Raw genomic sequence first — 17138 nt, 5'->3', positions numbered from 1 at the left:
CGGACCCTCTGGACCACACCTCCGCGACACCCTCCCGAAACGCCCCCGAATCACTCCCGCACCACCCCGCCGAGCACGCTCCCGAGCCCGCCGAGCCCCCGGAAGGGCCAACCGGGGCAGTCCGGTCGTCCAACAGGACAGAATTCCTTGTGAAGAACTTCACGAACTTTCTTACGGACGTGTTCCGGAGGGGGTCGGCGAGCGCCCCCGCACCCGCTCATACGTTATATGGGCTGCTCAGGAGTTTACTACCGGCCGGTAATAATTCGGGGTCCGCGAGACCCGGGAATGAAGCCGCGACGGCCCCACGTTGGCACGCCCATGACGCCCTCGCCGAGCACCATGCGCGCCGTACGGCTCTCCGGACCCGGCCCCGTCGAGAACCTGCGGCTGACCACTCTCCCGCTGCCGCCCGAGCGGGACGGGTGGGTGCGGATCCGTGTCGAGGCGTTCGGGCTCAACCGCTCGGAGCTGAAGCTGCGGCTGGGGGTGAGTGTGGGCGTCGACTTTCCGCGGGTGCCGGGGATCGAGGCCGCCGGTACGGTCGACGCGGCTCCGGCCGACAGCGGTCTGGTGCCCGGGCAGAAGGTCGTCGCGATGATGGGGGACATGGGGCGCACGTACGACGGCGGCTATGCCGAGTACACGTCGGTGCCGCTGGCCCAGGTGATCCCCGTCGAGACCGAGCTGCCCTGGGAGGTGCTGGGCGCGCTGCCGGAGATGGTGCAGACCGCCTACGGCTCGCTCACCGTCGGCCTGGACCTGCGGCCCGGCCAGTCCCTGCTGATCCGCGGCGGTACGTCTTCGGTGGGCCTGGCGGCAGCCGCGCTGGCCCGTTGGCGCGGGGCCACGGTGCTGTCCACCACCCGGCAGGCAGGTCGGCTCGCGCTCCTGACGGAGCGCGGTGTCGACCACCCCGTGCTCGACACAGGCGAAGTCGCCCCCGCCGTACGGGAGTTGTACCCGGACGGCGTCGACGCCGCCCTCGACCTCGTCGGCACCCCCACCCTGCCCGACACTCTGCGGGCGGTCCGCGTCCACGGCACGGCCTGCTTCGGCGGCAGCCTCTCCAACCAGTGGACCGTGCGGGACTTCGCCCCGAACGAGTACCTGCCGAGGGGAGTCCGCCTGGCGGGCTACTTCGGCGACGCCTCCGACCTGCCCGCGCCGGTCTTCCAGGACATCCTCGACGCCGTCGCCGCGGGCCGACTGGCCTTCCCTGTGGACCGCGTGTACGACGGCCTGGAGCAAGTACCGCGGGCCCACGAGGACATGGAGCACGACCGGGCCACGGGGAAGCTGGTGGTCCGCGTCCGGCACTAGGGCGTGTTCGCGGAGTTCCGGTTGTCCTGTGACGCCCGGCAGGCTTCCCCATCGCTTTGAGGGCGTGGGCGGTGCCTCCCGCTCACCGCACCGGGCGAAAACACCGGTACGCCCACTCCCACGCCCGCGCCCGCGCCCGCGCTCAGTACGAGGGCTTGCGTCCGGCGCTCCCCCAGCCTTCGGGCGGACGACGGGACTCCGCGGGCACGGCCCGGCGGAACTCCGGCCGGGCCGACGTAGTACGGAACTCCGGCCGGGCCGACGTAATTCGGTTGCCGCTCCCCGGCCCGGCCTTCACCATGGGCGGGACACCGGGAGCTGCCCGGTGCTCCACGAGAGGAGGCACGACTGTGACCGCGACTGTCCTCGGCATGCCCGCAGCCCGCCTTCCTCTCACCTCTTGGAGCACCTCCAGCGATGTCTCACGACGAGCTCTCGCAAGACCCTCAACACCCGGTATTTCCTGACGACTTCAGCGCCGACCCCTACCGCCGCGTCCCGCCGCCGGACGAGTTGGGTGACATCGACGACCGGTTCGTCTTCGACTTCCGTGCCTACGACGACGACCTCGAGGACGGCCAACGCTGGTCGACCTGGCTGAGTGTCGAACCCCTCTGCCGCGGCCCCGAGCCGCTCCCGGACTGGGTGGTCACCTCGCAGGGCGCGATCGACACCGAGCTCGGTGTCCTCAAGACCGGCAAGGAGGCCGACGTCCACCTCGTCGAGCGCGCCGACCCGCTCGACCCCGCGGCCGGCGTGGTCATGGCGGCCAAGCGGTACCGCTCTCCCGAGCACCGGGCCTTCCACCGCGCCGCGTCCTACACCGAGGGCCGCTCGATGAAGCGTTCACGTGACGAGCGGGCCGTCAAGCGGAAGAGCACCTTCGGCCGACAGGTCGCGGCCGGCGAGTGGGCGGTGTCCGAGTGGGCCGCGCTGGTGCGGCTCTGGAACCTCGGGCTGCCGGTTCCCTACCCGGTCCAGATCGACGGCACCGAGATCCTCATGGAGTGGATCACCGTCGTCGACGAGGACGGCACCGTGGCGACCGCGCCCCGGCTCGCCCAGACCCGGCCCTCGCCCGAGCTGCTGGCGTCCTACTTCCAGCAGCTCACCGACGCGCTCGCGACGATGGTGCAGAACGGCCTCGTGCACGGCGACCTCTCGGCGTACAACATCCTCGCCGCGGGCGAACGCCTGGTCGTCATCGACCTGCCGCAGATCGTCGACCTGGTCGGCAACCTCAACGGGATGACCTTCCTCCAGCGCGACTGCGCCAACATCTGCGGCTGGTTCCGCTCCCGGGGCCTCGACGTCGACGAGCACGCACTGTTCGCGGAACTGATGGCACACGCCTTCTGAACGGGACCGGCGACCGGTCGACCTGCGTGAGGGGGAGGGGCACGGTTCTCCGCGTCCCTCCCGGTCGGGTCACCGGTGTCCAGGGCGGTCCGCCGCCGCGTGCGCCGATGGCGGGGCTGAGTACGAGGGGCCCCATGGCGGTCAAGGCGACCAGGCATCCGTCCGGTACGTCGGGGTCGGCGATGCCGTACGAGGAGCGAAAGGAACTCCGGTTCAGTCCGGTCGCCCGGCAAAGCACGTGACCGGCGACACCGGGCCCCGTGCCCCCCCCGGTCGTGTCGACCCTCGCCCTGCCCTCCTACCCCTCCGCCGCCTTGAAGGCGATCCCGTCCAGAATGTCGTGTTCGCTCACGACGACCTCCGTCGCCCCGACCCGCTCCATGATCGAGCGGAGTACGAGGGCGCCCGCGCCGATGACGTCGACGCGGCCCGGGTGCATGGAGGGGATCGCGGCGCGTTCGGCGTGGGTGGAGTGAAGGAGGGAGTCGGTGATCTCGCGGACCCGGTCGTAGGGGACACGGGAGTGGTGGATGGCCTCCGTGTCGTACTCGGGGAGGTTCTGGGCGATCGCGGAGATCGTGGTGACCGAGCCGGCCAGGCCCACCAGGGTGCGGGCCTCGCGGAGCGGGACCGTCTGTTCGGCGAGGTCGAGGGCGGCCTCGATGTCGGCGCGCATGGCCGCGATCTGGTCCGGGGTGGGCGGGTCGGTGACCTTGCCGTCCTGGACGAGGTGCCGCTCGGTCATGCGGACGCAGCCGATGTCCACGGAACGGGCGGCGCGGACCTGGTCGTCGCCGACGACGAACTCCGTCGAGCCGCCGCCGATGTCCACGACCAGGTAGGGCTTCGCGAAGGCGAGGTCGTCTCGGCCCGTGAGTTCCTTTGTCGCGCCGGTGAAGGAGAGTTCCGCCTCCTCGTCGCCGGTGATCACCTCCGGCTCGACGCCCAGGATGTCCAGGACACCGCGGACGAAGTCCTCGCGGTTCGAGGCGTCGCGGGAGGCGGACGTGGCGACGAAGCGGAGGCGTTCGGCGCCGAGTTCCTTGATGATCGCCGCGTAGTCGCGGCAGGCCGCGAAGGTGCGCTCCAGTGCTTCGGGGGCCAGCCGGCCGGTCCTGTCCACGCCCTGGCCGAGCCGGACGATCGTCATCCGCCGGTCCAGGTCGACGAGTTCACCGGTCGCAGGGGTGACGTCGGCGACGAGGAGGCGGATCGAGTTCGTACCGCAGTCGATGGCGGCGACCCGGGTCACTGGTCGTCCCCCTTCGACTCGGAGGGCTCCTCGACGGGCTTCTCGACCGGCTTGAACGAGAAGTAGCCGTTGCCGTCCTCGGACGTCACGGTCTCCCAGCCCTCGCCGGTCGGCGGCACCCCGGGCACGGACACGCACGGGCCCTTCGCCCACCACTCCGGCAGCATCGCGAGGGCCTCGTCGCCCAGCGGGTTGACTCCCGGGCCGGCGGCCAGCGAGTGGCCGACCAGTACGTGCAGGCACTTCACCCGGTCCGGCATGCCGCCCGCGCTCGGGAAGCCCTCCAGGACCTCGATGGCGTCCCGGCGGGCGATGTAGTCCTCGTGGGCGGCGCGGTACGCGGCGGCCAGTTCGGGGTCCGTCTCCAGACGGGCCGTCATCTCCTTCATCACGCCGTTCGCCTCCAACGTGCCGATCGCCGAGGCGGCGCGCGGGCACGTGAGGTAGTACGTCGTCGGGAAGGGCGTGCCGTCGGGGAGGCGGGGGGCCGTCTCCACCACGTCCGGCTGTCCGCACGGGCAACGGTGCGCGATCGCGCGCAACCCGCGCGGCGGGCGCCCGAGTTGCTGCTGGAAGGCCGCGACGTCGGCGTCGGTGGGCTCGGTGCGCGGGGTGGGCGGCGGGGGCGTTTGCATGCCTGTACGAAAGTCTCTCTGAAGTGTCTGTCGGTTCACCGGTCGGAGGCGTCGGACTTGTCGACGCCGTCCCACACGTTCGCGTACCAGGGGCGGTCGGCGGCGCCCAGTTCGGCGCGTGACTGCTTCGCCGCGTCCGGGTCGATCACGATGTAGCCCGTCTCCCCGGGCATCACATAGTGCAGCCGCTGCCGGATCTGCTGTTCCGCGTACGCGTCGTCCTGCCAGCGTGCCTTGAGGTCGCGGAGCTGCTCGACGCGCTGCCGGGCCTGGTCCTGCTGCCGCTCCAGGTCGGAGATCTCGGCGCGCTGGGAGACGTACTGCCTTATCGGGTACGCCAGCGCCACGATCAGCGAGCACAGCACCAGGGCGAGGAGGGCCGCCCGGCCGGTGAGCCGGGAGCGGCGGGCCTGCCGCTTGGTCTGGGAGCGGTAGACACGGGCCGCCGTCTGCTCGCCGAGCAGCTTGAGCCTGGTCGCGGTGGAGAACCGGTCCCGGTCCTTCACGGCCATGTCCCGCCTCCCCTTCACACGTGCGTACGTCCCCGTACACGGTACGGGACCGGGTGCGGGGACGTACGTACGACTGGCTAAGGATTGACCCGGTGGAACCCTGGGTCTCAGCCCTTGAAGCGCGGGAAGGCGCTGCGGCCCGCGTACTCCGCCGCGTCGTCGAGGATCTCCTCGATGCGCAGGAGCTGGTTGTACTTGGCGACGCGGTCCGAGCGGGCCGGGGCGCCGGTCTTGATCTGGCCGCAGTTCACCGCGACGGCGAGGTCGGCGATGGTGGTGTCCTCGGTCTCGCCGGAGCGGTGGGACATCATGCACTTGAAGCCGTTGCGCTGGGCCATCTCGACGGCGTCCAGGGTCTCGGTCAGCGAGCCGATCTGGTTCACCTTGACGAGCAGGGCGTTCGCGGTGCCCTCCTCGATGCCGCGGGCGAGGCGCTCGGGGTTGGTGACGAAGAGGTCGTCGCCGACGATCTGGACCTTGTCGCCGATGCGGTCGGTGATGACCTTCCAGCCGGCCCAGTCGTCCTCGTACAGCGGGTCCTCGATGGAGACGAGCGGGTAGGCCGCCACGAGCTCCTCGTAGTACTCGGTCATCTCGGCGGCCGAGCGGGACTTGCCCTCGAACTCGTACTTGCCGTCCTTGTAGAACTCGGACGCGGCGACGTCGAGCGCGAGCCCGATCTGCTCGCCGGGGATGTAACCGGCCTGCTTGATGGCCTCGATGATGAGGTCGAGGGCGGCGCGGTTGGACTCCAGGTTCGGGGCGAAGCCGCCCTCGTCGCCGAGGCCGGTGGACAGGCCCTTGGTCTTCAGCACCTTCTTGAGGGTGTGGTAGACCTCGGCGCCCCAGCGCAGCGCCTCGGAGAAGGACTCCGCGCCGATCGGGGCGATCATGAACTCCTGGATGTCCACGTTCGAGTCGGCGTGCGAGCCGCCGTTGAGGATGTTCATCATCGGAACGGGCAGCAGGTGCGCGTTCGGACCGCCGAGGTAGCGGAAGAGGGGCAGGTCGCTGGCCTCGGACGCGGCGTGCGCGACGGCGAGGGAGACGCCGAGGATGGCGTTGGCGCCGAGCGAGCCCTTGTTGTCGGTGGCGTCCAGGTCGAACATCGCCTGGTCGATCAGGCGCTGCTCGGTGGCGTCGTAGCCGACGAGCTCCGGGCCGATCTGCTCGATGACGGCGAGTACGGCCTTCTCGACACCCTTGCCGCCGTAGCGGTTGGGGTCGCCGTCACGCAGTTCGATGGCTTCGAAGGCGCCCGTGGAGGCGCCGGACGGAACGGCGGCACGACCCGTGCTGCCGTCGTCGAGGCCGACCTCGACCTCGACCGTGGGGTTGCCTCGGGAGTCCAGGATTTCCCGGGCTACGACGACGTCGATGGACGGCACGAGCATCTCCTTCTTGGGGTCTGACGCGGCTACGGCAACACCGCAGCGGCTCTGCGAGACGAGCCTAACCGGCTCGGGGCGATTGGCCATCCGGTCGGCCGCCTGATGGACAGAACCGAGAGTAAATTGTTTCCGAACGGAACAAAAAGGTTCCCTGAAGGGGACACAAAAAGCCCCGCTCCGGTGCGTACGGGGGAACACGCACCGGAGCGGGGAGCCCGTGGGGGACGGGGGTGACCCTCACGAGGTCTCCATGGTGCGGTCCACGGATGTGAGGGCGCTGTGGTTCAGCTGAGTGCTACTTAAGGTGGAGCTGCTGACCCGGGTAGATGAAGTCGGCGTCGTCGATGATGCTCTTGTTCAGCTTGAACAGCTGCTGCCAGCCGCCCTTCACCTTGTGCTTCTCGGCGATGGAGCTGAGGGTGTCGCCCTTGACGACCTTGTACTCGCCGTCACCCTTCTTGACCTTCGTGCCGGTCGGGGTGGTGACGGTCTTCTTGGCGGCCGGGCGCTCGGCGGAGCGGGAGGCGGTGGTGTCGGTGGTGGAGCGCTCGGTGGTGCTCTTGCTCGACGAGCTGCTGCTGTTCGAGGAGCTGGAGGAGCTGCTGCCGCCGGAGTAGGCGGCGCCCGACAGGCCGGTGCCGCAGGTGGGCCAGGCACCCTTGCCCTGGGCCGCGAGAACCTTCTCGGCCACGGCTATCTGCTGGGACTTGGAGGCCTGGTTCGCGGTGGAGGCGTAGGCGGTGCCGCCGTACGCGGCCCACGTCGAGGCGGAGAACTGCAGACCGCCGTAGTAGCCGTTGCCGGTATTGATGGACCAGTTGCCGCCGGACTCGCAGCTGGCGACCGTGTCCCACTCGGAGGCGGTGGCGGCGGAGGCGCTGCCGGTCGCCATGAGCGGGGCGGCGATGGCGACACCGGTCACGCCGGCGAGCGTGGCGACGCGGGTAGACCGCTGAAGAACTGTCGGACGGCGGTGCTTGCCCTTGCTGGAAAACAGCATGGAAGATCCCAATCCCCTCACCGACGCCTACGAGGTGAGCTGTCGGGTTCGGGCCGTGTGAGTTGCCCGGCCGCACACCTCTCGGTGCGCGACTTAACCCCAAGCCGGTTCCGGTGTCTCTCGACTCCCGGGCCCGGCACTTACCTTGGGTCCCCCGCTCCTGCCTACGGCGCTTGACGCGACGACTGTTCCCGGAGGCCGCTGGCAGGACTCGGCGTGTGCGGCAGCCGGGGCTCGTGGTGACGAGCGGCCTCGACCGTAGACAGGGAACCCACGGGATTTCAAAGACGATCAGGGCTTCTGAGACTCATCCCACACTTTCACCAAAGCGGACATTCAGCGCGAAGCGTGACGCGAACTCCCGCTGTTCTCTTGCTACTTTTCGTCCGCTTCCGTACCGACGTCCAAGGTCTGACCGGCGGCGATCTGGGTCGGATCGGCGCCTATCACCTTTTTGTTCTCGTCGTAGAGCGCGCGCCATCCGCCGTCGAAGCCAAGGGAGTTCGCGATCGACGCGAGGGAGTCGCCGGCGCGGACGGTGTACGTCTGCGCCGTCACGCTCTCCTCGGCACTCGCCCCGCGATGCTTGCCGCCACTCGCCTCACTCGCGTCACTCGTGGAATCGTCGAGCGCACCGGTGTCGACGAGGCTCGACTTGCCCACCGCCTGGGCCGAGTTGTCCGATTCGTCGAGTTTTGGAGAGGTGGCGACCGAGCTGTTGCCGGTCGAAGGAGTGGTGGACTTGTCGGACTTGGCGGGGTTGTCCGTCGCGGTGGGCGAGGGACTGCTCGACGAGTCATCACCGGAGCCGGCGGACGAATCGGATGAATCAGATGAAGTCGAGTCCGTGGTGCCGGAGTCGGACAACCCGGAGGAAGCCGACGAGTCCGACGAACCCGAGCCGGATCCGGAGTCGGAGGGGTCCGTCGCGCCGGCCGACGGCGAGTCGCTCGCGAGGCCGGTGTCGACGTTCGTCGAACCCGAGTCCGTGGTGAGGCCGGCGATCAGCGCACAGGTGGTCCAGGCGGAGGTGCCCTTGTCGTCGAGGACCTTCTCGGCGACGGCTATCTGCTGGGAGCGGCTGGCCAGGTCGGCGCTCGGGGCGTAGTCGAGGCCGCCGTACTTGTCCCACTCGTCCTGGGACATCTGGAGCCCGCCGTAATAGCCGTTGCCGTCGTTCTCGCTCCAGGAGCCGCCGCTCTCGCACTCGGCGACCTTGTCCCAGGTGGTGCCGTCGGCCGCGTTCGCGGCGGCGGCGCCGAGGAGTGGAATGGCGATGGCGGAGCCGGTCACCCCGGCCGCGACGAGGAGAGCCGGAGCCTGACGGGGGCGACGGTGACGACCGTTCCCGGAGAGCATGCGGAGGCCTTTCGCGTGACGGCGGGGGGATCGCGCGACGGGTGGTGCGGGGCGCCGCGCTGGTACGTGAACGTAGCCGCAGTCGATCACTTGTCACAAGTTAATGCCACGCAGATCACGTGAAGATCACAGAGTTGAAGAACTGTCATGTTTGGGTTTACGTGGCGAGATGACCCGTTGGGTCCTGATCTGGGGCTGGTTCTAGGGAGTTGGAGTGGCCGCTCGGGGGGTGAACTCCACGGGCAGGGTGCGCAGTCCGCGCATGATGAGGCCACCGCGCCAGCGCAAGTCGGCCGGGTCCGCGGCGAGTTGCAGGTCGGGGAGGCGGGTGAGGAGGGTGGCGAGCGCGGTCTGGCCCTCCAGTCGGGCGAGCGGGGCGCCGAGGCAGTAGTGGATGCCGTGGCCGTAGCCGAGGTGTTGATTGTCACGCCGCCCGAGATCGAGGACGTCGGGGTCGGCGAACCGCTCCGGATCTCGGTCCGCGGCGGCCAGCACGACGAGCACGGGGTCGCCGGCCGCGATGTCCTGCCCGCCGAGGGTGAGCGGGCGGGTGGCGAAGCGCCAGGTGGCGAGCTCCACCGGGCCGTCGTAGCGCAGGAGTTCCTCCACGCCGGTCTCCAGGAGGCCGTGCTCCCCCGCGGCCAGGGACTTCTCCAGGCGGGCGCGCTGCTCGGGGTGGGTGAGGAGGGCGTACGTGCCGTTGCCGATGAGGTTGACAGTCGTCTCGAAGCCGGCGAAGAGCAGGATGAAGGCCATCGCCGCGGCCTCGTTCTCGGTGAGGTGCTCGCCCTGGTCGGAGGCGCGGATGAGACCGGAGATGAGGTCCTCGTCGGGGAGCGGGTCCGGGGTGTCGGGGAGGGCCTCGCGCTTGCGGTGGATGAGTTCGGCGAGATAGCCGCGCATCTTCTTGACGGACCGGGCGACCCCGCCGCGCGGGCCGCCGCCATGACGGATCATCATGCCCGCCCAGTCCCGGAAGTCGTCCTGGTCCTCGCGCGGGACGCCGAGCAGATCGCAGATGGCGTAGATGGGGAGCGGGAAGGCGAAGTCGTGGATGAGGTCGGCGGAGCCGTCGGCGACGAACCGGTCGATCAGATCGTTCGTCAACTCCTGGACCCGGGGCGCGAATTCGGCCACGCGCCGGGGTGTGAACGCCTTGCTGACCAGTCGGCGCAGGCGGGTGTGGTCCGGCGGGTCGATGTTGAGCAGATGCGTCATCAACTCGGCCTTGCGCTCACCCGGGATCCCGGTCTTGCCCTTGGCGTCCGCCGACCCGTCGTGATGCGCGGGGTTCTTGGAGAGCCGCGGATCGGCGAGCGCCTGCTTGGCATCGGCGTACCGGGTGACCAGCCAGGCCTCCACTCCGCTGGGGAGGCGCGTTCTGTGCACGGGGGCGTGCTCGCGGAGCCAGGCGTAGGTGGGGTAGGGGTCGGTGGCGAATTCCCAGGTGAAGAGGTCCGGGGCGGTGGAGTGCGGGCGCGGCTGATCGGTCACTTCTTGACGGTATCCGGAGTGGGGGTGGGACCGCCCTCGGGTGGTGAAGGGAGGGTGGCGGGGAGGCCGACGGGCCTCGCGACGGCGGCTCTGCGGAGCCATTCCTCGGATTCGGCGAACTTGCCCTGCTTCCGCAGCAGATACCCGATGGACTCCTGCGCGCCGGCGATGCCCCCTCGGAGGCCCTGGTGATACATCGCCATCGCCTCGTCGAACCGGCCCAGGTCTTCAAACCGCGCCCCGAGGTTGTGCGCCGCGTTCGCGTCTCCGCCGTCCACCGCCTGCTGGAGAAAGCGATCCATCTCGGCCTCGTCCGCCCCCGGCTCCTGCGAGAGTTGAATGCCCAGTTCGCCGGCGGCGCGCGCATCGCCCCACGCGGCCGCGTAGCGCAGCCAGCTGTCCGCCTCCGGGTCCCGCCAGTTCCTGAGCAGTGTGCCGAGACTCGCGGCCACCTCGCGACGGCCCGCTGCCGCGGACCTGCGGTACCAGCGGAGCGCCTCGTCCTCGCGGCCGGTGCCGACCAGCATGTCGCCGAGTTCGTGTGCGGCCGCTGCATTGCCTGCTTCGGCGGCCGTACGCAGCCAGGTCTCGGCGCGATCGCGGAGAAGGCTGCCGAGGGTGGCGGCGGCCCAGGGGGCGCCGGTGTCGGCAGCCTGTTCCAGATACGGCATGGCCTCCGCGGTGTCACCGCGGGCCACGAGGAACGCGGCCAGTGCCTCGGCCGCCCGCCGGTCGCCCGCGTCCGCGGCCCGGTGGAGCAGGTCCCGGCACTCGTCGGGTCCGACGCGGTCGGCGAAGGCGACCATGAGGGCCGTGTCGTCCGCCTTGAGCCGGGGGTGCAGTGCGGTACGGGCCGCGTCGAGGACGGCATCCCGGTCGATGGAGACCTCCGGCCCGGACTTGTCCAGCAGTGTCCACCACACCTCGTCCGGCACCGGTTCCAGGTCGCCGCCCGCCCTCAGGGCCTCCGCGACGAGGGCCCCGTACGCCCGCCAGGTCTGCTCCTCGTCGCCCTGTACCAGAAGCCCTGACACACCGAAGAGGGGTGTCGTCGCCCAGGCCAACGCGTCCTCGAACGACTCCCGTTCGTCCGCCCCGTACTGTTCCTGGACCGTTCTCAACAGTTCCAGCGGTACCGCTCCCGTGACCCCGCACCGGGCCAGGTCGACCGCGGCACGAACCAGCGACTGCCCACGCGGGTGCTCCACCTGTGTCCCCGCACGCCGCCACTCGTCGAACAGCAGGTGCCCGATCGCGAAGTACGAGGCCGCGCCCTCCCGACCGCTCCACATGTACGCCGGGTACGCGCGCGGGTCGTCGAGCCCCGCCAGCCGCTCCAGTTCGGCGTCGCTCCACTCGCGCGCCAGCTCCACCGTGCGGGCCGCGGCGATGACTCGCTCGCCCGGGGCCGTTCCGAAGCGGCGCTGGTAGTACTCGTCGGGACTGATCGTGCCGAGCATGACGGCTCCGAGGGAGGTGAACCGGCCCAGGAGCTTCAGGTCGAGACCACCGCTTCCCAGGTGATCGGTCACCTCGTCCAGCCAGATGACGTAGTCACCGGGCTTCCCGTCCAACGCGCCGAGCACAGCACGCAGGTCGTCGCCCGGGTCCGGGGCGTAGAGCCGGTGCCCCTCCAGCGACCGAACACCGTGCCACGCCGTGTACGACTTGCCCGCGTACGGCTCTCCGAGGATCAGCACCAGACCGTTGTGTTCGAGACGGGTACGGAGGCCGCCGTCACAGTCCCGCCGTACGTACGGCGGGACGTCGGGCAGACCGGGCACATGCCGCGTCGGACGCACCCCGAACTCGACGGGCCCGACATGTCCTACGAGACGCCAGGCCGCCGGGGCGGGAACGGTGCCGTAGTGGTAGTTGTGCTGGACGGCGGCGACCGTGCCGTTGAAGGTGCCGTCTCGGAAGTCGAGGTGGTCCTGGGACGGGGGTGAGGGCGGGGCCGCTGCGGGTGTGGCGGTCAACTCATCGATGAGGGCGATGAGTTCGTCGGCCGCCGTGTCAGGACTGGACGCTTTCATGAGCACATCGAACAGACTGAAACGCAAGTGCCTCACGACCGAAGCGCTCAACGGCTCCCGGAAGAGACTGTCGAGCCAGCCGGAGTAGTCCTTTCGCGACCCATGCCGCCAGAACCACCCCTCGAAGCCAAGCCGAACCGGCTCCCACTCGGCAACCGAACTGGCCCCGTGCGTCAGCACCTTGGCCGCTTCCTCCGCCAACCACTCCACGTCATCAGTCGCCACGTTCGCCCCCCGCGCACCTCTCAACGGCTCCACGCCAAAGGTACTGAGTAAGCCCCCCGCAGGGTCAGCCTTCGGTCACAGTCCCGGCACCGGTATCCGCAATGCCCTCCCCCTCCCTGATCGCATCCCGATAAGCCCGCCCCGCCGCCCGCAACGCCGCCTCCGGATCGACCCCGTCCGCCTCCGCGCGTACGGCCAGCGCCAGCAGCTCGTAGCCGATGCGGTCGTCGCCCTTCGGCAGCGGTAGAGGCACCTCAAGTCCCGCCGTACGCACGCGTGATGCCAGCTTCGCCGCGAGGGCCAGGCCGGGCTGGCCCATGGGGATGCCCTCGGTGATGGAGGTGCGCTGTTTCTCTATCGCCTTCGTGCGGAGCCAATGCGCCTTGACCTCTTCGGGAGTCGACGCCGTCTCGTCGCCGAAGACATGGGGGTGACGGTGGATCAGCTTGGTGATGATGCCGGCGGCCACGTCGTCGATGGAGAAGGGGGTGTCGGGATCCTCCTCGGCGATGCGGGCGTGGAACACGACCTGGAGAAGGACGTCGCCCAACTCCTCGCGCAGTTCGTCGCGGTCGCCCTCCTCGATCGCCTCGACGAGTTCGTACGCCTCCTCGATGCCGTACTTCGCCAGACCCTGGTGGGTCTGCTGCGAGGACCACGGGCACTCGGCGCGGATGCGGTCCATGACCTGGACGAGGTCGAGGAGGCGGGCGCCCGGGAGGTCGTAGGAGGCGGGGAGCAGTTCCAGCTCGGGCATCTGGACGCGGCCGGAGCCGGCGAGGCGGGCCAGGCCGTCGGTCAGCGCGGGTTCGCCCTCGCCGGACGTGATCACGACCACCGTCCGGCCTCCGGCCTCTCCTTCGGCACAGGCGGCGACCAGTTCCTCGGCGGTCGGGGACGCCTCGTCCACCCGTATCCCGGCCTCGGTCAGATACGGCAGCTGCGGATGCGCCCCGTCCGCGCACAGCACCCGGTCGGCGTCGCGCAACGCCTGCCAGGCGGGCCAGGACAGCAGGCCGGGGGCGACGCGGTGGCTGGTGGTGAGCAGGACGACACGGCCGGGGGCGGGTGCGGAGGTGCCGCCGGGTGCGGGGCCGGTCGCGTCGGAGCTGGGGCTGGTTGCGTTCACCCTCCGAACGTAACCCACGCCACCGACAGCCCCGGAGTTATCCACAGGCCACTCGGCGCCCCCGCGTCGAGCCTGCCCTCGTCCTCGCCCGCCGTACCGTTACGCCGGCTGCTGCGTCGCCGCCGTGACCTCCCGCACCCAGGGCGTCTTCGCGTCCACCCGGCTGCTCTTGGTCACGTCCCACGTGCCGTAGCGCGGATTGAGGTCGACGTGGAGTTCCTTGGAGGCGTTGGAGAGGGCCTTCCAGAAGGCGGGCTGGGTGGTGTCGGTGCCGAGTTTCGCGGCGAGTTTGCGGCCCTCCACCTGGAGGCGGAGGTTCTCGTCGAGGCGCTGCGGGGGGACGCCGTACTGGGCGAGCCAGGTCGCCTCCAGGGCCTTCGCGCCACCCGCCTGCTGGGCGAGGGCGGCCCGCATGTCCTGGATGTCCTTGCGGGTGACGGTGACGTCGGCGTCCTGCGCGGCGCGGTGGACGACCTGGTCGAAGACCATGCCGTAGAGCGTCTCGCGGGTGAGGCCGCCGGTGGTGGCGATGGCCCGCTCGTACTGCGCCTCGTTCTGCACGGACGCCCGCTGGGCCGTACGCACCTCGTTGACCCTGCTCTGCAACTGGGCGACGGTGATGCGCTGCCCGCCCACGACGGCCGCCGCGCCCGGATGCGCGTCGCTTCCGCAGGCGGTCAGGGCGGGGGCCGCGGCGGCGATCACGGCGGTGAGGACGAGCGCGGTGCGACGGCGGCGGTGCAAGTGAGCCTCCCGTTGGAGATTGCAATAACAGGTGCGGCGCGCAGCGCCTCCACCAGGGGTGGTGGTCGGGCGACGGGCGGGCGCACAAAGTCTTGCGGTGATCGATGTTAGGCAGTGGGTCGCCCGGGGCCAACCCATTCGACCAACGATTCACCAGGACTTCGGGCACCGGCACGCACGCGTGGGGCTCGGGAGCGGGGCTCAGCCGGTGATGGCCACCGGCGCGTCCCACGTGTCGCGGTCCACGGTGATCGTGTAACCGCCGCGGGTCTCCTTGCTGTTGACCATGTACTGGTGGGCGCGGCTGTGGTTGGTGAACTGGGTGGAGCCCCAGGGCCAGTCCGAGGTCGTGGTGTACGTCTTGTCCCACAGCGCGTACCAGAGGTTGCCCGGCAGGTCCGTCTTGTCGGTCGCCGTCGCGATCGCCTTGGCGCTGGAGCTGCTGAAACCGTAGAGGCCGCTGCGGTAGATCTTGGCGTGCAGTTCCTTGTCGAAGGCGCGGACGTACGTCAACACGGCTTTGTTGCAGGCCGTGTTGGTGATGTCGTACGACTCCATGTCCAGATAGATCGGGCTGCCGGCCTTGAGGCCGAGGGCGGCGGCCTTGGTCACCGCGTCGTCCGCCTCGGACTTGCCGACGGACGCGGCCGCGGAGGCGCTGATCTTCACCGAGCCGCCGGAACCGCAGGACGGCTGCGAGCCTACGTAGAGCGGGATGAACTTCCAGCCGACCGTGCTGAGGGACTTGACCCAGGAGGCGGTGAGGTTGGGCTGGCTGCAGCCGCGGTTCTTGCCGCCGATGTAGACGGCGGCAGCGCCGTAGGCGCCGTCGGTGTGCCAGGCCTTCATCGCGGCCAGGGAGGGTGCGGCGCAGGTGTCGAAGGCGCGGCCCGTGTAGGTCTTCTGCGCGGGCCAGGCGGTGGCGGCCATCGAGGTCTGCGCGGCGATACCGCCGCCGGCGACGACGGCGGCACCCGCGACGCCCCAGGCGATGTATCTGCGCTTCTTCGATTGGCGATGCTCGGACATGAAAAGACCCCACCCCTGGTGACACGTGCTGGTTCGTACGGTGTTGTGCGTACGTATCTGGCAAAAGCGAACCGCAACCTATCCGGTGCCGTTCACGCGTTCGGAAAACTCCGCCCCCAGAAGGTCACAATGTTCTCCCTGGAAACGGCAAAAACTAGCCGCGCACCTGCCCCAGCCACTGCAGCGTCCGCCGGATGTCCGCCGCGAGCGGGTGTCCGGGGCCGTGCCGGCGCTCGACGTCGACCAGGAGGCGGCCGAGGGTCTCGTGGGCCGCGCCGCGGTCGCCGAGCGCGAGCAGCAGATGGCCCATGCGGCGGCGCACCTCGTGGGCGAGCTCGGGGTCGCCGGCCATGTACTGGTTCTCGTAGTACGGCAGCAGCGCGCGGTACTCGGAGAGGGCCGCCGCCGGGTCGCCGAGCGACTCCAGGCACTGGGCGGCCTCGTAGCGGTAGCGCAGGGACTGCGGGTCGGACGGGCCTGCCTCGGCGGCGCGTTCGTCGGCGAGGCGGCGCAGTTCGGGCAGCGCGCGCCGGTACTGGCCGTCGTCCAGGAGCGTGGCCGCGTACTGCTTGCGCAGGGTGCGCACGACCGGGGAGTGCGCGCCGTGCTGCTCTGCGGCCGTGGGCAGGATCGCGCCGAGGATGTCGACGGCCTGCGTGATACGGCCCTCCCCGAGCAGCCGCTTGACCTCGTCGACGGCGGCGGCGACATCGCGCTTCTCGGCGGCGGGCGGCGCGAGCGGGGCCGGCTGCGACGCGGGGGTGCGGGCGCGGTCCGGCCAGGGGGCGTGCGGGCGCAGGAACGGGCGCGTGGGGTCGAGCGGCGCTCCGCTGGGCATCCCGCGCGCGGGCAGCAGCAGCGCGAGCCGCTCGTACACCTCCTGCGCGGAACCGGGCCGGTGCTGCGGGTCCTTCGCGAGCAGATGGAGGACGAGCGCTTCCAGCGACTCGGGGACCTCGGGGCGGATACGGCGGACGGGCACCGGCGGCTCGTACAGGTGCCGGTGCAGTACGCCGAGCGCCGTCGAACCCGCGAACGGCACGTCCCCGCTGAGGAGTTCGTGCAGCAGCACACCGAGCGCGTACAGATCGGTGTACGGGCCGACCGCGCCGCCCATCGCCTGCTCGGGCGCCATGTAGGCGGGCGAGCCGATGGGCGTGCCGGTGTGGGTGAGGCGGGTGGTGTCGGCGTCCATGACGGAGGCGACACCCAGGTCCAGGACGGTGACCGTGCCGTCCTGCTTCACCATCACGTTGCGCGGCTTCAGGTCGCGGTGGACGATCGGCACGGCGTGCACGGCGCTCAATACGGCACACAGTTGGGCCGCGACCGCGACCGCCCACTGCCACGGGTACGGGTCCTGCTCGGCGAGGTGGTCGGAGAGGTCGGCGCCGTCGATGTACTGCATGACGAGGAACAGCTCCTCGCCCTCGCTGCCCGCGTCGTGCACCGTGACCAGCCCGGGGTGGTCGACCTGCGCGGTCACCCGGCACTCGCGCACGAAGCGGCGGCGCAGTTCGTCGGCCTCCTGCCCGGCCACCTTGTCGGGGCGCAGCAGCTTCACCGCCACGCGCCGGTCCAGCCGTCGGTCGTAGGCCGTCCAGACCTGGCCCATGCCGCCCTGCCCGATGAGCGTGGACAGTTCATAGC

At 70.3% G+C, this 17138-nt stretch carries 14 protein-coding genes and 1 riboswitch; of the genes, 2 read left to right on the top strand and 12 right to left on the bottom strand.

Annotated elements, in window-relative coordinates; all coding sequences use genetic code 11:
- Positions 1–321: 321 nt before the first annotated feature.
- Both ACIRRY_RS34500 and ACIRRY_RS34495 read left to right on the top strand, forming a co-directional pair.
- A complete protein-coding gene (locus ACIRRY_RS34500) occupies positions 322–1323 on the top strand; it encodes a zinc-binding dehydrogenase (protein WP_403980667.1) in 1002 nt (333 codons plus the stop codon).
- Positions 1324–1740: 417 nt separating this feature from the next.
- Complete coding sequence (locus tag ACIRRY_RS34495; protein WP_403980664.1) at positions 1741–2682, top strand: serine protein kinase RIO; 942 nt, start codon at positions 1741–1743, stop codon at positions 2680–2682.
- A gap of 298 nt (positions 2683–2980) precedes the next feature.
- Here the strand turns inward: ACIRRY_RS34495 and ACIRRY_RS34490 are convergent, their stop codons facing one another.
- The 12 genes from ACIRRY_RS34490 to ACIRRY_RS34435 form a co-directional block, all read right to left on the bottom strand.
- Positions 2981–3934 (bottom strand): exopolyphosphatase, encoded by a 954-nt coding sequence (locus tag ACIRRY_RS34490; RefSeq protein ID WP_403980662.1) that lies wholly within the window; start codon positions 3932–3934, stop codon positions 2981–2983.
- The gene (locus ACIRRY_RS34485; RefSeq protein WP_403980660.1) at positions 3931–4569 is read right to left on the bottom strand and encodes a DUF501 domain-containing protein; all 639 of its coding nucleotides are present in this window, start codon (positions 4567–4569) and stop codon (positions 3931–3933) included. The genes ACIRRY_RS34490 and ACIRRY_RS34485 overlap by 4 nt, the downstream gene beginning before the upstream one ends.
- A 35-nt stretch (positions 4570–4604) precedes the next feature.
- On the bottom strand, positions 4605–5081 hold the full coding sequence (locus ACIRRY_RS34480) for a septum formation initiator family protein (RefSeq protein WP_200691296.1): 477 nt from the start codon (positions 5079–5081) through the stop codon (positions 4605–4607).
- A gap of 107 nt (positions 5082–5188) precedes the next feature.
- The gene (eno, locus tag ACIRRY_RS34475) at positions 5189–6475 is read right to left on the bottom strand and encodes a phosphopyruvate hydratase (protein WP_317881007.1); all 1287 of its coding nucleotides are present in this window, start codon (positions 6473–6475) and stop codon (positions 5189–5191) included.
- A gap of 292 nt (positions 6476–6767) precedes the next feature.
- The gene (locus tag ACIRRY_RS34470) at positions 6768–7472 is read right to left on the bottom strand and encodes a transglycosylase family protein (protein WP_403980658.1); all 705 of its coding nucleotides are present in this window, start codon (positions 7470–7472) and stop codon (positions 6768–6770) included.
- 9 nt (positions 7473–7481) lie between these two features.
- Positions 7482–7654: riboswitch (cyclic di-AMP (ydaO/yuaA leader) on the bottom strand.
- A 193-nt stretch (positions 7655–7847) separates the two neighbouring features.
- Positions 7848–8831, bottom strand: coding sequence for a transglycosylase family protein (locus ACIRRY_RS34465; protein ID WP_403980656.1), 984 nt, complete (start codon positions 8829–8831; stop codon positions 7848–7850).
- Between the two features lie 201 nt (positions 8832–9032).
- Positions 9033–10325 carry a cytochrome P450 gene (locus ACIRRY_RS34460; protein WP_403980654.1) on the bottom strand — a complete coding sequence of 431 codons (1293 nt, stop codon included), beginning with the start codon at positions 10323–10325 and terminating at the stop codon, positions 9033–9035.
- Positions 10322–12361, bottom strand: a complete 2040-nt coding sequence (locus tag ACIRRY_RS34455) for a tetratricopeptide repeat protein (protein ID WP_403980651.1) — start codon at positions 12359–12361, stop codon at positions 10322–10324. The genes ACIRRY_RS34460 and ACIRRY_RS34455 overlap by 4 nt, the downstream gene beginning before the upstream one ends.
- Positions 12362–12650: 289 nt before the next feature.
- Positions 12651–13715 (bottom strand): nucleoside triphosphate pyrophosphohydrolase, encoded by a 1065-nt coding sequence (locus ACIRRY_RS34450; RefSeq protein WP_403980650.1) that lies wholly within the window; start codon positions 13713–13715, stop codon positions 12651–12653.
- A 99-nt stretch (positions 13716–13814) separates the two neighbouring features.
- Complete coding sequence (locus ACIRRY_RS34445; RefSeq protein ID WP_403980647.1) at positions 13815–14459, bottom strand: SurA N-terminal domain-containing protein; 645 nt, start codon at positions 14457–14459, stop codon at positions 13815–13817.
- A 201-nt stretch (positions 14460–14660) separates the two neighbouring features.
- Entirely contained in the window at positions 14661–15488 is an 828-nt protein-coding gene (locus ACIRRY_RS34440; protein ID WP_403980645.1) for a glycoside hydrolase domain-containing protein, read from the bottom strand.
- A 154-nt stretch (positions 15489–15642) separates the two neighbouring features.
- Positions 15643–17130 carry a protein kinase gene (locus tag ACIRRY_RS34435; RefSeq protein WP_403980872.1) on the bottom strand — a complete coding sequence of 496 codons (1488 nt, stop codon included), beginning with the start codon at positions 17128–17130 and terminating at the stop codon, positions 15643–15645.
- Positions 17131–17138: the final 8 nt, after the last annotated feature.

The sequence above is a fragment of the Streptomyces sp. NPDC101776 genome, assembly GCF_044766845.1.
GTDB lineage: Bacteria > Actinomycetota > Actinomycetes > Streptomycetales > Streptomycetaceae > Streptomyces.
Note: the sequence above shows the minus strand (reverse complement) of the source record. Positions and strands in the feature narration are given on the sequence as shown.

Excerpts from the sequence above, each read along its gene's own strand:
- ACIRRY_RS34500 (WP_403980667.1), top strand. The coding sequence starts at position 322 with ATGACGCCCTCGCCGAGCACCATGCGCGCCGTACGGCTCTCCGGACCC.
- ACIRRY_RS34495 (WP_403980664.1), top strand. The coding sequence starts at position 1,741 with ATGTCTCACGACGAGCTCTCGCAAGACCCTCAACACCCGGTATTTCCT.
- ACIRRY_RS34485 (WP_403980660.1), bottom strand. The coding sequence starts at position 4,569 with ATGCAAACGCCCCCGCCGCCCACCCCGCGCACCGAGCCCACCGACGCC.
- ACIRRY_RS34480 (WP_200691296.1), bottom strand. The coding sequence starts at position 5,081 with ATGGCCGTGAAGGACCGGGACCGGTTCTCCACCGCGACCAGGCTCAAG.
- eno (WP_317881007.1), bottom strand. The coding sequence starts at position 6,475 with ATGCTCGTGCCGTCCATCGACGTCGTCGTAGCCCGGGAAATCCTGGAC.
- ACIRRY_RS34470 (WP_403980658.1), bottom strand. The coding sequence starts at position 7,472 with ATGCTGTTTTCCAGCAAGGGCAAGCACCGCCGTCCGACAGTTCTTCAG.
- ACIRRY_RS34465 (WP_403980656.1), bottom strand. The coding sequence starts at position 8,831 with ATGCTCTCCGGGAACGGTCGTCACCGTCGCCCCCGTCAGGCTCCGGCT.
- ACIRRY_RS34455 (WP_403980651.1), bottom strand. The coding sequence starts at position 12,361 with ATGAAAGCGTCCAGTCCTGACACGGCGGCCGACGAACTCATCGCCCTC.
- ACIRRY_RS34440 (WP_403980645.1), bottom strand. The coding sequence starts at position 15,488 with ATGTCCGAGCATCGCCAATCGAAGAAGCGCAGATACATCGCCTGGGGC.